Source organism: Vineibacter terrae, assembly GCF_008039615.1.
In the GTDB taxonomy this organism is placed as follows: Bacteria; Pseudomonadota; Alphaproteobacteria; order Reyranellales; family Reyranellaceae; genus Vineibacter; species Vineibacter terrae.
In genome coordinates this window covers 89,442-104,368 of the sequence record NZ_VDUZ01000016.1, presented here as the reverse complement: position 1 = coordinate 104,368, position 14,927 = coordinate 89,442, and the positions used below count along the sequence as shown (strand labels likewise).

General features: G+C 69.2%; 14 protein-coding genes. 9 read left to right on the top strand and 5 right to left on the bottom strand.

Annotated features, from left to right (window positions below; translation table 11 throughout):
• Nucleotides 1-9 precede the first annotated feature (9 nt).
• A complete protein-coding gene (polA, locus tag FHP25_RS15755; RefSeq protein WP_147847900.1) occupies nucleotides 10-3,111 on the bottom strand; it encodes a DNA polymerase I in 3,102 nt (1,033 codons plus the stop codon).
• A gap of 156 nt (nucleotides 3,112-3,267) precedes the next feature.
• Here polA and FHP25_RS15750 point away from each other — a divergent pair, with 156 nt between their 5' ends.
• Nucleotides 3,268-3,897 (top strand): HAD-IA family hydrolase, encoded by a 630-nt coding sequence (locus tag FHP25_RS15750; RefSeq protein WP_147847945.1) that lies wholly within the window; start codon nucleotides 3,268-3,270, stop codon nucleotides 3,895-3,897.
• On the opposite strand, the gene FHP25_RS15745 is transcribed toward FHP25_RS15750, so the two are convergent.
• On the bottom strand, nucleotides 3,892-5,172 hold the full coding sequence (locus tag FHP25_RS15745; protein ID WP_147847899.1) for a pyridoxal-phosphate dependent enzyme: 1,281 nt from the start codon (nucleotides 5,170-5,172) through the stop codon (nucleotides 3,892-3,894). The two genes, FHP25_RS15750 and FHP25_RS15745, sit on opposite strands and share 6 nt — an antisense overlap.
• 71 nt (nucleotides 5,173-5,243) lie before the next feature.
• Here FHP25_RS15745 and FHP25_RS15740 point away from each other — a divergent pair, with 71 nt between their 5' ends.
• From FHP25_RS15740 to FHP25_RS15730, 3 genes are read left to right on the top strand one after another with little or no spacing between them, the layout of a single operon-like run.
• Complete coding sequence (locus FHP25_RS15740) at nucleotides 5,244-5,498, top strand: type II toxin-antitoxin system VapB family antitoxin (RefSeq protein ID WP_147847898.1); 255 nt, start codon at nucleotides 5,244-5,246, stop codon at nucleotides 5,496-5,498.
• The gene (locus FHP25_RS15735) at nucleotides 5,498-5,884 is read left to right on the top strand and encodes a type II toxin-antitoxin system VapC family toxin (protein WP_147847897.1); all 387 of its coding nucleotides are present in this window, start codon (nucleotides 5,498-5,500) and stop codon (nucleotides 5,882-5,884) included. Before FHP25_RS15740 ends, FHP25_RS15735 begins: the two co-directional genes overlap by 1 nt.
• Before the next feature lie 42 nt (nucleotides 5,885-5,926).
• Nucleotides 5,927-6,538, top strand: a complete 612-nt coding sequence (locus tag FHP25_RS15730; RefSeq protein WP_231712341.1) for a mismatch-specific DNA-glycosylase — start codon at nucleotides 5,927-5,929, stop codon at nucleotides 6,536-6,538.
• A gap of 7 nt (nucleotides 6,539-6,545) precedes the next feature.
• On the opposite strand, the gene FHP25_RS15725 is transcribed toward FHP25_RS15730, so the two are convergent.
• Nucleotides 6,546-6,989 (bottom strand): metallopeptidase family protein, encoded by a 444-nt coding sequence (locus tag FHP25_RS15725; protein ID WP_147847896.1) that lies wholly within the window; start codon nucleotides 6,987-6,989, stop codon nucleotides 6,546-6,548.
• Nucleotides 6,990-7,094: 105 nt separating this feature from the next.
• Here FHP25_RS15725 and FHP25_RS15720 point away from each other — a divergent pair, with 105 nt between their 5' ends.
• From FHP25_RS15720 to FHP25_RS15700, 5 genes are all read left to right on the top strand, one after another.
• Entirely contained in the window at nucleotides 7,095-7,391 is a 297-nt protein-coding gene (locus FHP25_RS15720; protein WP_147847895.1) for a 4a-hydroxytetrahydrobiopterin dehydratase, read from the top strand.
• Between the two features lie 175 nt (nucleotides 7,392-7,566).
• On the top strand, nucleotides 7,567-10,800 hold the full coding sequence (locus FHP25_RS15715) for a helicase-related protein (RefSeq protein WP_147847894.1): 3,234 nt from the start codon (nucleotides 7,567-7,569) through the stop codon (nucleotides 10,798-10,800).
• Entirely contained in the window at nucleotides 10,797-11,123 is a 327-nt protein-coding gene (locus tag FHP25_RS15710; protein WP_147847893.1) for a S4 domain-containing protein, read from the top strand. The genes FHP25_RS15715 and FHP25_RS15710 overlap by 4 nt, the downstream gene beginning before the upstream one ends.
• A 57-nt stretch (nucleotides 11,124-11,180) precedes the next feature.
• Nucleotides 11,181-12,569: an FAD-binding oxidoreductase gene (locus tag FHP25_RS15705; RefSeq protein WP_147847892.1), complete on the top strand. Its 1,389-nt coding sequence runs from the start codon at nucleotides 11,181-11,183 to the stop codon at nucleotides 12,567-12,569.
• 4 nt (nucleotides 12,570-12,573) lie between these two features.
• Nucleotides 12,574-13,317 (top strand): SDR family NAD(P)-dependent oxidoreductase, encoded by a 744-nt coding sequence (locus FHP25_RS15700; protein ID WP_178133555.1) that lies wholly within the window; start codon nucleotides 12,574-12,576, stop codon nucleotides 13,315-13,317.
• A 34-nt stretch (nucleotides 13,318-13,351) separates the two neighbouring features.
• On the opposite strand, the gene FHP25_RS15695 is transcribed toward FHP25_RS15700, so the two are convergent.
• Complete coding sequence (locus FHP25_RS15695) at nucleotides 13,352-14,176, bottom strand: hypothetical protein (protein WP_147847890.1); 825 nt, start codon at nucleotides 14,174-14,176, stop codon at nucleotides 13,352-13,354.
• Nucleotides 14,177-14,319: 143 nt separating this feature from the next.
• Nucleotides 14,320-14,913 carry a polysaccharide biosynthesis/export family protein gene (locus tag FHP25_RS15690; RefSeq protein ID WP_147847889.1) on the bottom strand — a complete coding sequence of 198 codons (594 nt, stop codon included), beginning with the start codon at nucleotides 14,911-14,913 and terminating at the stop codon, nucleotides 14,320-14,322.
• Nucleotides 14,914-14,927: the final 14 nt, after the last annotated feature.

Sequence of the window (14,927 nt, the reverse complement as noted above, 5' to 3'; positions counted from 1 at the left end):
GGAACCCGTTCAGTGCGCATCAGCCCATGTCATGCCGCTGCCGATCTCGACCACCAGCGGAATGGACAGACGCGCGGCGCGCTGCATCGTGTCCTGGATCACGGCGGAAGCCCGCTTGATCTCGGCGTCAGGCGCTTCGAAGACGAGCTCGTCATGCACCTGCAGCAGCATGCGCGTCTCGAGCGAGGCGGCCTGCAGCGCCGACGGCAGGCGGATCATGGCACGCTTGATGATGTCGGCAGCGCCACCCTGCAGCGGCGCATTGATCGCGGCACGCTCATGGAAGCTGCGGCGCGCCGGGTTCTTGTCGTTGATCCAGGCCAGATGGACCTTGCGCCCGAACGGGGTCTGGACGTAGCCGGCCTTGCGGCAGAACGCCTTGGTGCGCTCCATGTAGTCCCGGATGCCGGGATAGCGCTTGAAGTACGTGTCGATATAGGTGCGCGCCTCGCCTTGCGGGATCCCGAGCTGAGCGGCCAGCCCGAACGGCGAGATGCCGTAGATGATGCCGAAATTGATCGCCTTGGCGCGCCGCCGCACCAGGGGATCCATGCCCTTGGCCGGAATGCCGAACACTTCTGACGCCGTGATGGCGTGGATGTCGTCGCCGCGCTCGAAAGCCTCCCTCAGCGACGGGATATCGGCGACATGCGCCAGCAGCCGCAGCTCGATTTGCGAGTAGTCGGCGCTCAGCAGCTTGTGGCCGGCTTCGGCGATGAACGCCCTGCGGATCTTGCGCCCATCCTCGGTGCGTACCGGGATGTTCTGCAGATTCGGATCGGTCGATGCCAGCCGGCCGGTCGACGCGCCGGTCATCTGATAGGAGGTATGCACCCGCTTCGTCCTGGGGTTGATCTCGGCAACGAGGGCATCGGTGTAGGTGCCCTTGAGCTTGGCGAGCTGGCGATGCTCCAGCAGCTTGCGCGGCAGCTCGTGACCTTGCTCGGCCAGCTCCTCCAGGACGGAGGCGTCGGTGCTCCAGGTCCCGCTCTTGTTGCGCTTGCCACCGGGCAGCTTCATCTCGTCGAACAGGATCTCGCCCAGCTGCTTGGGCGAGCCGACGTTGAATTGCCGCCCCGCCAACTTGTGCAGCTCGATCTCGAGGGCCGCCATGCGCCGCTCGAACTCGGCGCTCAGCCGCATCAGCTCGGGCGCGTCGATCTTCACGCCAGCGCCTTCCATGTCGGCCAGCACCGAGATCAGGGGCCTTTCGACGGTCTCGTACAGCGTCGCCATGCGCTCGGCAGCAAGCCGCGGCTTCAGCATCAGCCACAGCTGCATGGCGGCATCGGCGTCCTCCGCCGCGTAGTCGCGCGCCTTCTCCACGGCCACGCGGTCGAACGTGATCCGCTTGGCGCCCGTGCCCGTGAGGTCGCTGAGCTTGAGGGTCGCGACACCCAGGAAATGCTCGGCCAGCTCATCCATGCCGTGTCCGTGCAAGCCCCCTTCGAGCACGAAGGACAACAGCATCGCATCATCCACGGGCGCCAGGCTGATGCCGCAGCGGCCGAGCACCGTCAGATGGTGCTTGATGTTATGCCCGACCTTCAGCACGCCGGGATCCTCCAGCAGCGGCTTGAGCCGCGCCAGAACCTCGGCGACCGCCAGCTGGCCGGGGACGAGCTCCTTCTCGCCGCCTCCCGCCGCCGCGGCATCGCCGCCGGCAACGTCGCCGCCCAGGTCGAGGGCGCCCTGCGCCGCCGCGGCCGCGCCTGGCGGACGATGGCCCAGCGGCACGTAGACGGCACGACGACGGCCGATGCCGACATCGGCGATCGGTCCATCCGGCAACGCCATGGCGATGCCCACGAGGCCTTCCGAGGCGGCAAGCGCATTGGTATGGCAAGCCACCGCCACGACGCCGGCGGCATGGGCGGCGCTGATGAAACCGTCGAGCCCGTCCGGGCTGGTCACCAGCTCATAATCCGCCGCGGCGAAGGGCTTCTCGCGCGGCAGCCGCCAATCGAGCGCGGCCGCGGACGGCCACGTGCCGTCCTTGCCGTCGATCGCGTAGGCCGCGGCCAATGGATCTTCGCTGTCGATGGCAGCCGCGTCGCTGCCATCGCTGCCGCTGCGGGACGGTGCCGCGGCGGCTGCCGTCGCAGAAGCCGGCGGCGCCTCCCCGGCCGGCGGCGCTCCCGGCATTGCGCGGTACTTGGCCAGCAGCGCGCGGAAGCCCTGCTGCTCCAGCCAAGGCACGAGCTGCTGCAGGTCGGGCAGCTTCTTGTCGAAAGAATCCGGCTGCTCCGTCACCGGCACGTCATCCTTGAGCAGCACCAGCCGGCGCGAGATGCGCGCCTGCTCGGCGTTGACCTGCAGCGCCTCGCGCCGCTTGGGCTGCTTGATCTCGCCGGCGCGTGCCAGCAGCGTTTCCAGATCGCCGTACTCGGTGATGAGCTGGGCCGCGGTCTTCACGCCGATGCCGGGCACGCCCGGCACGTTGTCGGTGCTGTCGCCCGCCAGCGCCTGCACGTCCACGACCTTCTCGGGCGGCACGCCGAACTTGTCCATGACCGCTTCGGGGCCAAGCTTGATGAGCTTGATCGGGTCGAACATCGATACCCGATCGCCGACAAGCTGCATCAGGTCCTTGTCGGACGAAACGATCGTGACGTCCGCATCCGCCGCCACCGCCAGCCGGGCGTAGGTCGCGATCAGGTCGTCGGCCTCGTAGCCCTGCATCTCGACGCAGGGCAGGCCGAACATCCGGTTGGCTTCGCGCAGCAAGGGAAACTGCGGCACCAACGCCTCCGGCAGCTCCGGACGGTGCGCCTTGTACTTGGGATAGATCTCGTTGCGGAAGGTGCGCTCGCCGTAGTCATGGATGACGGCGATATGGTCGATCTCCGGCCGTTCCAGCAGGAACTTGGTGATCATGTTGCAGAAGCCGTAGACGGCATTGATCGGCGTGCCGTCGGGGCGATTCATCGGCGGCAGCGCATGGAAGGCACGGAAGATGTAGCCCGAGCCGTCGATCAGCCACAGGTGCTTCAGCGGCTTGTTGCCGCCGTTCGGCGCCGGAAGCGCGGTGGCAGCCGCGCTGCCGGCGTGAGCGGCGGCAGGCGGCGGAACGGCGGCAGGCTTGGCCGCGGCGGAAGGCTTGCGAGACATGGCGATTCGGTAGCACGGCGGGCGGCGGGCGTCAGCGGGGGAACACTGACGCTGGGGATCACGGTGAGCGGTTGCCCCGCCGGATCTTGCCCCGTCCCTGCCCGGCAGCGCAAATATGCGAACACGGCGGACGGACCTTCACGGGAGAGAAGATTGATCCGGGCGCTCATGATGGATGTCGACGGCGTGCTCGTGCGCGGACGTCCCGACGACGGCCGGCCCTGGTCGACGCGGCTGGAGGCTGATCTCGGCCTGCGCCCGGACGACCTGCAACGCCGGTTCTTCGCGCCGCATTGGGACGATATCGTTCTGGGCCGCGCCGGCCTGCTCGATCATCTGCCGCTCGTGCTGAAGGAGATTGCGCCGCATCTGACGCCGCAGCAGCTGACCGCCTACTGGTTCGAGCAGGATTCACGGCTGGATGACGCGCTCCTGCGCGACCTGGCGGGCTTCCGTGCGGCAGGGATGGCTGTCCACCTCGCCACCAACCAGGAGCATATGCGGGCGCAGCACCTGATGGAAAAGGTCGGCCTGGCCGATCATATCGACGGCTTCCACTACTCGGCGGCCCTCGGCTACCGCAAGCCGTCGCCCGATTTCTTCCGTTGCGTCACGGCGCGGGTCGGCCTCGCGCCCCGGAATCTTGTCCTCGTCGACGACACGATCGAGAACGTGCGCGCTGCCCGCGCCACCGGATGGCATGCGATCCACTGGACGGGCGAGCATCCTCTGGCGGCGCTGCTGAAGCCACATCTTGCCGGCCGGCCGGCGGCACGCCGGTCATAGCATCCGCTGCGCGAACTGCCGAAGAGCCGCCGATACGATGGCGGCAGGCGCCGCCCCGGCTTCGACATCGAGGCTCTGCCCCGAAGCGCCGGGCTGCGCCGCTGGATCCTTGAGAGCGTGCCCTGAGATCACGAGCACGATCGGACGCGGCAGGTCCTTGTCCGCCAGGTCACGCAGTGCGGCCAGCGGGGTCGCGGCGGCGGGCTCCGCCGCGATCCCCTCGCAGCGGCCAAGGTCGAGCATCGCGCGCTCGATCTGCGCGTCGGTGACGGCGACGGCATGCCCGCCGGCCGACCGCATGATCCGCAAGGTTCGCGTCCCGTCATCTGGGTAGCCGCGCAGGGGATCGTTGATAGAGCCGGCGATGCCGGATACCGGCGCGGCCCATGCCGCAACAACGTCCAGGCCTCGCGCGAACGCAGCCGCGATTGGCGCGCAGCCCGACGCCTGCACCCCGACCGGCCGCGGCAGCCGCTCCAGATACCCGTGCTCATGCAGCGTCTGGGCGCCCTGCATGATGCCATCGAGCATGGGGCCAGCGCCGATCGGCACGATCACGGTTCCCACCGCGCCGATTTCCGCGTGGAGTTCATACAGGATCGTTGCGTGCGCCGCCGTCATATAGGCGTTGACGTACGTCGACGTGAGATTGGCCCATCCCGGGACCGCGCGCTGGATCCGCTCCGCCTCGCGGTAGGCATCGCTGAAGTCGCCGGCTACCTCGAGCACGATCGCGCCATGCGCCTTGGCCTGGATGATCTTGTTGGCCGGCGTGCCCTTCGGCAGCGCCACGATGCAGGGCAGGCCGGCGCGGGCCGCAAAGGCGCTGACGGAAGCCGCGTTGTTGCCCGTGGACGCGCAGATGATGCCCTTGGCGCCCAGCGACATCGCGGCCGACATGGCGACGGCGGACCCGCGATCCTTGAACGAGCCGGTGGCATTGGTCCATTCCGCCTTGGCATAGACCTCGTCGTCCGGGAACAGGCGGTCGAGCTTCAGCAACGGCGTTCCGCCCTCGCCCAGGCTGACGCGATGGCGCGATACCGGAAGAAGATCGGCGAACTCCCAGAACCGACGACCGGCCGGCAAGCGCCCCGGCCACGACGTGCGGGCGATCATCGTGCCGCCGCAGGCCCGGCAGACGGGATGGAGATCGGGCGCCCGGACCGCGCCGCAGAAGAAGCACACGAGCCGCGTGTCGGACAGCCCTCCGCCCGGTTCGACCGGTAGCGTTTCACGAGCATCCTGATGCATTCGACGACCCTTTCCAGGCATCGACACCCGAGCTTTGACGCATAGTCACATCACCTATATAGAATATATATAATCAGGAACCAGGAACCTCCATGGCGCTGAGCATCAAGGATCCCGAGACCGAGCGGCTGGCTCGGACCCTGGCGGAGCGCACCGGTGAATCCATCACGGTGGCGACTCGGCGCGCGCTGGAGGAGCGGTTGCGCCGTGTCGGATCTGCCGTGCGCAAGGCGGCGCTGCTGGAGGATCTCGCGGCCAGCCGACGCCGCTGGAGCGCCTTGCCCGTTCTCGATGCACGCCCGGCCGACGACATCATCGGCTATGACGACAATGGACTTCCTCGCTGATGGTGATCGATACCTCGGCGATCATCGCGATCGCATTCAATGAACCCGAGGCCGCCGCTTTCGAGCAGCGCATCGCCGACGATCCGATCCGCCTGATATCTGCCGCTACCGTCCTCGAGGCCGCCATGGTGATCGAAACGCGTCTCGGCGAACCTGGAGGCAGCGAGCTCGATCTGTGGCTCCACAAGGCCGATGTCGAGATCGTCGCCGTGGAGGCCGAGCACGCCGATCAGGCCCGACGGGCTTGGCGCCGCTACGGCAAGGGACGCCACCCTGCCGGCCTCAATTTCGGTGACTGCTTCGCCTACGCCCTTGCGGCGCTGACTCAGCAGCCGCTGCTGTACAAGGGCGACGATTTCTCCAAGACCGATGTTCGGGCAGCCTGAGCCGGCGCCGAAGACCGGCGAGAGCCGCGGCATGAGCCGCGCTTGTCGAGTGAGCGAACCACGATGTGCCGCCGAGATGCCCATGCCCAACGACACCGCGAGGCGCTGGTGCCCGATGTGCTGGCGCCGGACCTGGATCTGGTGTTTTGCGGCACGGCGCCAAGCCCGGTCTCGTACCGCGAGCGCGCCTACTATGCCAACCCGGGCAACAGCTTCTGGCGTACCCTGCACACGGTCGGCGTGCTGCCGGAGCTGCTGGCGCCCAAACGCTACGCCGAGGTGCTGCGCCACGGCATCGGACTGACCGACCTCAACAAGACGGAGTACGGCAGCGACCACGAGCTCTCGCCGCTGGCGATGGACCGCGATGCGCTGCGCGCCAAGCTGCGCCGCTTCCGGCCGGCCGCGGTCGCGTTCACCAGCAAGAACGCCGGCGCCCTCTTCTTCGGTGCCAAAACGCTTGCCTACGGCCGGCAGGGCCAGGCCATCGTCGACGCGCTGGACGATCCGGTCCTGTCCGTGATCACCTATTTCGTGCTGTCCTCGCCATCGGGCCGGGCCCGGTCGTGGTGGACGCTGCAGCCCTGGGAGGAGGCCGCCGCCTTCGTGAAGGCACGACGCGAGGCGCGCCTGTCGCGCAGCCTGTCAGCCTGACGCACGATCAGCCCTGCGCGGCGCGCGCCTCGGCCTGCGCCTCGATGGCTTCCATGTCCTCGTCGCTGAGGCCGAAATGATGGCCGATCTCATGGATCAGCACGTGGCGCACCAAATGCGCCAGGTCCTCGCCCGATTCGATCCAGTAATCGAGGATCGGACGGCGATAGAGGAACACGCGGTCGATGTCGTTGGCGACATGGGCCGTGCTTTTCTCGGCCATCGACACGCCCTGATAGAGCCCGAGGAGATCGAACGGGCTTTCCAGCTCCATCGCCTTCTCGATCTCTTCGGTGGGGAACTCCTCGATATGGATCCGGACGTTGCCCGTGTGGCGGCGGAACTCGGGCGGAATCGATGCCAAAGCCTCGGCGGCGATCTGTTCGATCTCTTCGAGCGTCGGCGCGGAGGTGAACTCGCGCGGTGGCGTATCGTCGCGAAATGAAGCCATGCTCGACTCCTAGACCCGGCACGCACGACGCACAAGGGACGTGGGTCCATGGATGGTCGGATGGTGCAACGACCAGCGGTTCATCTGTCAAGAGGAGGATTTCGCATGCCAACCAAACTCACTGGCGCGCAAAGAACCCAGGCGCTGGCCGGCCTCAGCGGCTGGCGCGACGTCGAGGGCCGCGACGCGATCACCAAGGCCTATCGCTTCGCGGACTTCAACGCCGCCTTCGCCTTCATGACGCGCGCCGCGCTGATGGCCGAGAAGATGGATCATCATCCCGAGTGGCTCAACGTCTACAACCGGGTGGAGGTCACACTGTCGACACACGACGCCGGCGGACTTACGGAACTGGACGTGAAGCTGGCGGCGTTCATGGACAGTGTGGCAACCGGCGGATGAGCCGCAGCGGGTCCCGGGGCGCCTGATTCTTCGGGGCGCGCGGCAGAGAGGGTCCCGGCCCGCCCGCCTTGCGCGGCGGAACGGCAATTCTGTACGGCGGTTTTGACGCACATCCGGCACCCCGCAGGGCACGCACGGCACTTGCCTTTCCCGCCGCGGCGCGGAATCGTGCGCCATGAACGCGTCCGCGCCGTCGGAGCGCCGCCTGCTGGCCGTGCTCGGGCCGACCAACACCGGCAAGACCCATCTGGCGATGGAACGGCTGCTCGGCCACGAGTCGGGCATGATCGGCTTCCCGCTGCGCCTGCTGGCGCGCGAGAACTACGATCGCGCCGTGCGCCGGGCCGGTGCCGGCGCCGTCGCCCTGGTCACCGGCGAGGAGAAGATCCAGCCGCCCAACGCCCGCTATTACATCTGCACGGTGGAATCGATGCCGCTGGAGCGGCCCGTGCGGTTCCTGGCCGTGGACGAGATCCAGATGTGCGCCGATCCCGAGCGCGGGCACATCTTCACCGACCGCCTGCTGCGCGCGCGGGGCCTCGACGAGACCATGCTGCTGGGCGCCGATACCATGCGGCCGCTGCTACAGCGCCTGTTTCCGGATATCGAGATCATCGCCCGCCCGCGCTTCTCGACGCTGAGCTACGGCGGCAGCAAGAAGGTGACGCGCCTGCCGGCACGCTCGGCGATCGTCGGCTTCTCCGCCAGCGAGGTCTATGCGCTGGCCGAGCTGGTGCGCCGCCAGCGCGGCGGCGCGGCGGTGGTGATGGGCGCGCTCAGCCCGCGCACGCGCAACGCCCAGGTCGAGATGTTCCAGAACGGCGAGGTCGACTACCTGGTCGCCACCGACGCCATCGGCATGGGCCTCAACATGGACGTGGCGCATGTCTGGTTTGCAGGCGTGCACAAGTTTGACGGCCGCGGCATCCGGCCGTTGCGCAACGAGGAGCTGGCGCAGATCGCCGGACGTGCCGGGCGGCACATGACCGATGGCACGTTCGGCACCACGGCCGATGCCAGCCCGCTTTCCCAGGAGCAGGTCGAGGCGATCGAGCGGCACCGGTTCGATCCCGTGCGGGCCATCCAATGGCGCAGTGCCGATCTCGATTTCCGTTCGATCGCGGCGCTCATCGACTCGTTGAATGCGCCGCCATCGCTGCCCGGCCTGCAGCGCGCGCGCGAAGCGGACGATCAGCTCGCGCTCGCGGCGCTGATGCAGCGCGCCGAGATCGCCGACGCGGCAAGAAGCCATCAGCGCGTGCGGCTGCTGTGGGACATCTGCCAGGTCCCCGACTTTCGCAAGACCATGAGCGAGGAGCACACGGCGCTGCTCGCCCAGCTCTTCCGCTATCTGACATCGCCGCTCGAGCGGCTGCCCGAAGATTGGGTCGACGGCCACATCAAGCGCCTGGAGCGCTACGACGGTGATATCGATACCTTGATGAGCCGCATCGCGCACACGCGGACATGGACCTATATATCGCATCGGAGCGGCTGGCTGGAGCGCACGGCCCATTGGCAGGAGCGGACACGGGCCATCGAGGACCGGCTGTCCGACGCATTGCACCAGCGGCTGACGCAACGGTTTGTGGACCGGCGTACCGCCTTGCTGGTAAGGAAACTGAAGTTGCCGGAGGAATTGATGACTGGCGTCTCGGAAACGGGCGAAGTCACGGTCGAGGGCGAGCGGCTGGGTCGTATCGAAGGCTTCCGTTTCGCACCTGAGACCGCGCGTGACGAAGCCGACCAGCGGACCGTGCTGTCGGCCGCCTTGCGCGCGCTGCGCCAGGAATTGCCGGCGCGGCTCGAGAAGTTCGCGAACTCGCCGGATGCCGCGATCGGCATCGACGACAAGCTGCGCCTGACATGGGGCGGCGGCGCGATCGCCCGCCTGCTGCCGGGCCCTGATCCGCTGTCGCCCAAGGTCGAGCCGCTCAGCAGCGACCTGCTGGACGGGCCGGCGCGCGAAGCGGTGCGCAAGCGCTGCGCCGACTGGATCGAGGCCAGCATCCGCAAATCGCTGCCCGACCTGATGGCGGCGCGCGAAGCGGAGCTTTCCGGCGCCGCGCGCGGCGTGGTGTTCCAGCTCGGCGAGGCGCTGGGCGCGATGGCACGCGCACCGCTGGAAGAGCAGATCGCGGCGATGACCGATGCCGACCGCAAGGCGCTGGCGCGCGCCGGCATCCGGCTGGGGGTCTACACCGTCTTCATCCCCACCATGCTGAAGCCGGGTGCGATCCGCACCCGGGCGCTGCTGTGGACGATCTTCAGGGGCAAGGAATCGATCCCGCCGCTTCCCGCCGAGGGGCGGACATCGATCGTCGTCACCCCGGACATGGACCGCGACTTCCTGGCCGCGGTCGGCTACCTGCCGATGGGCGATCGCGCCATCCGCGCCGACATGGTCGAGCGCCTGGCATGGGTCGCGCGCAATGCCGTCCGCGCCTCGCGCGATGCGCACCGCGCCTGGCAGGAAGGATCGAAGGCGCCTCCGCCCGCTGCGCCGGCCACCGCCGGCGCGACATCGTCGGATGGCGTTGTCACGGAATGGATGATCGCCGCCGCCGCGCTGGGCGAGGCGGTCGAGCCGACGGCCGACACGCCGAGCGGTGGCGCTGCCGGCGCGACGCCCGCTGAACCGCCGGCCGAGACCGCTGCGCCGGCCGCGCCGCCGCCGATCTGGACGCGTGGCTCGCCGGAGACCGGCGGTGCCATTCCTGTGGCCGAGACCTTCTCCTCGGCCAGCCGCGTCTGGACGCTGGCTGAGGCGCCGAAGGCGGCGTCAGGAGCCACCATCTTGACGCCGGAACGGCCGACCCTGCCGCCCGGCCATTTCCGGGTCACACCGGAGATGCTGTCGCTGATCGGCTGCGGCGAAGCGGAGATGACCGTGATCTTGCGGGCGCTGGGCTATCGCGTGCACCAGCCGCCGGAGGATGCGGAGGGCCCGACGACCTTCTCGATACGGCCGCGCTTCCAGCGCGAGCGCGACGAGCAGCGCGGCCACGACCGCCGCGGCCCGCCGCCGGAGTGGAAGCGTCGGCGCCACGGCGAGCAGGGACCAGCGGAAGGACGCGATGGCCGTCGCCCGCGCCGCGAACGGCGCCACGACGGGCCAGCGCCGCAGGACGGCCCGCCGCCGGCCGCTGACGCGGCAGCGCCGGCGGGTGAGGATCGGCGGCCACCGCGGCGCGACCGTGGTCCGCGCGAGGAACGCCGTGACCGCCCCGAAGGCGGCGGCAAGTTCGGCGGCCCGCAGGGCGAGCGGCGCTTCGGCCCACGCCGCGATCGCGACCGCGAGTCGGGCCCGGAAGTCCGCCTTGTCGCGACCACCGAGAAGAAGGGCGACCGCCCGGCCGCGGATTCACCGTTTGCCAAGCTGCTTGAGTTGAAGCTGGGCAAGCAGTGACCGCGGCGACGCCGCAGCCCGGTGGCGGTTCCATCCGCCTCGACAAATGGCTGTGGCATGCGCGTTTCTTCCGGTCGCGCAGCGCGGCGGCGCGCGCCGTCGCCGGCACGCCGTTCCGCATCGACGGCCGCCCCACGGACAAGGCGCATGCGCTGGTGGCGCCGGGGATGGTCCTGACATTCACGCTAGGCCCCCAGGTACGGGTTGTGCGCGTGCTGGCTCCAGGCACGCGACGCGGCCCCGCCAGCGAAGCACGCACCCTCTATGAGGATATCGGCGAGGCAGCGGCCGGGGCCCAGGCGCAATCCGTGCCGCCGCGATGACAGCCGCGCCAGGAACGCAAGCATTGGGGCTGGTGGCGGCTGTGGCATACTGCGGCCATGACCACCGTCACAGCACGTGACGAAGACGCTGATATCAATGCGCCACCGGGTGGCTGGGCGCAGCTGCGCTTTTCGGATTCCACCTGCCGTTCGGCGGCGACCCAGATCGTGTGCCGGCCGGACAGGCCCTCACGCCTGCTGTCGGCAATGCCGGCCCCCGAGGGCCGCAGCCTCATCGCGCGCGGCAGCGGCCAAGGCCTGGGCGATGCCGCGCTCAACGACGGCGGCGCCGTAGCGCTGACCGTGCGGCTGGATCGCATGCTGTCATTCGACCCGGACGAGCACATGCTGGTCGCCGAGGCCGGTGTCACGATCGGTGACATCCTGCGTACCTTCCTGCCCCGCCGGCACATGCCGGCTGTCTATCCCGGCAGCCTTGGCGCCACGCTGGGCGGCGCCATCGCCGCCGACGCGCATGGTACGAACCACATGCGTGCCGGCTCGTTCGGCGACCACGTGATCTGGCTCGACCTGATCACGCCACGCGGTGGCCTGCGGCGCGTCTCGCCGCAGGAGGAGCCGGCCCTGTTCGCAGCGACCATCGGCGGCATGGGGCTCACGGGCCTCATCGCAAGGGCTGCGATCCGCATGGCGCCGATCACATCGACCGACGTCACCCTGCGCCGTCAGGCGATCGGCTCGCTCGACATGCTGCTCGACCAGCTCACCGCCGGCGCGCAGGCGCATGCCTACGCCGCAGCCTGGATCGACATGCGGGCGCCGGGCACGGCGCAGGAGCGCGGCGTGCTCGAGACAGCCGACATTGCATCCGGCGGTGGCCGCGCATGGTCGCCGGCCCGCCATCGGTCGCGGCCCTCCGGCGGGCTCGCAGACATGCTTCTGCCGCCGCGTCTGGCGCTGCGCGTCCGCAGCGAACGCCAGTACCGGCGGGCACGACACGGCCGTACCAGCACCATGGCCATCGACCGTTTTCTGCGCCAGCACGGCGTTGCGCCGGCATCACGACTGGCACAGCACGGCACGGTGCGCCTGCATTGCGTGCTGCCGCGCGACGGCGTCGCAGCAGCGATCCGGCGCCTGCTGGACATCGCGCGACGCGCCGGCGGCGCCGCCGGCGCCGCCGTCCAGGCGATCGGCAAGGACGGGCGCGGCATGCTGAGCTTCGCGCGGACGGGAATCGCCCTGGTGCTCGACCTGCCGATCAGTGTTGTCGAGGCGAACCTCATGCATCGGCTGGAGCGCGAGACGTTGGATCGCGGCGGCCGGGTCTTCCTGGCCAGCGACGCGCATCTCACGGATCACGGCTTTGCCGCGATGTATCCACGGCTGGCGGAGTTCCGCGCCGTGCTTGCCGACATCGACCCGGATATGCGCTTGCAGTCGGATCTCGCACGCCGACTGCGGCTGCGTGACTACATCGTGTAGGCTCGTGGCCGCTGACGCCGATACCTGGCTGGTCCTGGGCGCATCCGCGGCGCTGGCGCGTGCCTTCGCACGCCGCGCCGCCGACAAGGGCGCCCGCCTGCTGCTGGCCGGGCGCGACACGGCGGACCTGGCGGACGCCGCCGCCGATCTGCGCACACGCTTCGCGGCCGATGTCGATGTCATTGCTTTCGACGCGACGGCGCCGGAAACGCATGGCGCCGTCGCCACCCGGCTCGCAGGCGAGAAGCGCCCCAATGTGATGCTCGCCTTCGCCACCATGCCGGCGCAGCGCGAGATGGAGCACGATCCGGGACTGGCAGCGGCGACACTGAACGCCAACCTGGCAGGCGCCGCCGCCATCCTGCTGCATCTGCTGCCGGTGCTGGAAAGCCGGCGCGGCGCCCGGGTGGTGATCGTCGGATCGGTCGCTGGGGATCGCGGGCGCCGCCGCAACTATGTCTACGGCGCCAGCAAGGCGGGCTTGCACGCGCTGGCATCGGGCTGCCGCTCACGTCTGCACCGGGCCGGCGTCTCGGTGACGCTGGTGAAGGCGGGGCCTTTCGACAGCGCCATGACATTCACCCGCACGGGCCTGCGAGGAGTCGTCACCGTCGAGCGCGTGGCCGATGATTGCTGGCGCGCAGCCCAGCGCCGCCGGAGCGTCGTGTACAGCCCGGCGGCCTGGCGCTGGATCATGTGGGCCGTGAAGGCGATACCCGAACCACTGTTCAAGCGACTGGACATATAAGCGCGCAGCCGCGCGCCTTCGGGCGCGAGCCCGATCAGCCCTCCACGAGGTCGAGCAGCTGCCCACGCGCGTCCAGCAGCGCCGCCAGCAACGGGCCGCCGAAGCCGCAGCCCGCGTCGATGGTCAGGGTGAAAGCCTGGTCGACCACGCCGGGATGGTTCCTGTCGAAGCCGCGAACGAAGCGCTCGATGCCATTATACGGCTCGGCGATGGCCTCGAACGCCGTGCTGCCGCCCCACCAGAAGGAATCACCCTGCAGGTCGAGCGGCTTGGTCGTGTCGACACCGTGGTGCACCGCCAGCAGGCGACCGTCCTCGCTCAGCGCGGCCCGCCGAATCGCGGCCAGCCACTCGACATGGCCGGGCCGGGCCCGCAGCGCTCGCCGCAAGGTGGTGGTCCAGCGTGCGATTGCCATGGGACCGTCGCGCACGGCACGCTCCCCCTCGCTGACCGCGCCAGCGCCGCCATAGGCCGCGATCGTCCCCGCCAGCCCACGCTGCAGCATCCAGCGTAGAACCTGGCCCGGATTCTGCGCGAAATGCAGCTGTTCCAGCTTGGTCCACATTTCCTCCTGCGTGCCGCGCAGGAAGGCGACATCGCAGGCACGGGCGCCTGGCAAAGCCAGCGTGCGCCGGCGCAGGGCCAGCGCCAAATCCAGCGTTGCCGCCACATCGGCGGCCTCGTCGCCACCGACATCGCCGATCAGATTGCCCAGGAAGACCACGGCATCGCCGGGCTCGAGCCGGGCTGCGATCGCGTCCGCCACGGGCAGCAGCCGATGCACCAGCCCATGCACGGCAGGGATGGCCCATAGACGTTCTGGCTGCCGCATCATGGCAATGGCTGCCGATGGCTTCATGGCGAATCAACCATAGCCGACCCTTGTCGGTGCCTGTCAAAAACGACCGGGGAAAACCGGGTGGGACCACAGGGGCAAGCCCCAATGAAAAGGGCCGGTCCGTTGGACCGGCCCTTCAGGACGCTTGCTCGATCAGGCGATGGTCAGCCGCCGCGCCGCAGCACCTCGACAGTGTCGCCGGGGAACAGCGGCGTATCCGGCTTGGCGTCGCAGGACTGCCCGGGGCGGAAGATGACCGACCGCTCCGGGCTGGCACGCCGCTCCAGGCCGCCGGCGAGCGCCGTGGCGCCCCGAACATCAAGGCCGAACGAGTACGGATAGCGGCCCGGCTGGCGGACCTGGCCAAGCACCGTCACCGGGCGATAGCCCGACACCTGCACCGACACACGCGGATCGACCAGGATATTGGACTTCAGCTTCTGCGTGATCTCAGCCTGGATCTCGGACACTGTATGGTTGACGGCCAGCACCTCGCCGGCAAGGGCGATCACGAGCTTGCCGCCGGCGTCAACCTCGGCTTCGCTCCCCAGCTCCGGCTGGCCGATGACGGTGACCTTGACCCTGTCGCCGACGCCCAGCTTGTAGTCGAGGCCGCCGACCGGCGCCTTGGCGGTCGGGCACGGCACGCCGGTGCTGGTCGTGCCGCCTTCACACGCGGCCAGCCCCAGCGCACCGACGAGCACGAGGAGAGAAGCGGCACGGCCACCTCGCCGACAAGGCTGAAACACATTCATCATGCCAAACCTGCCAT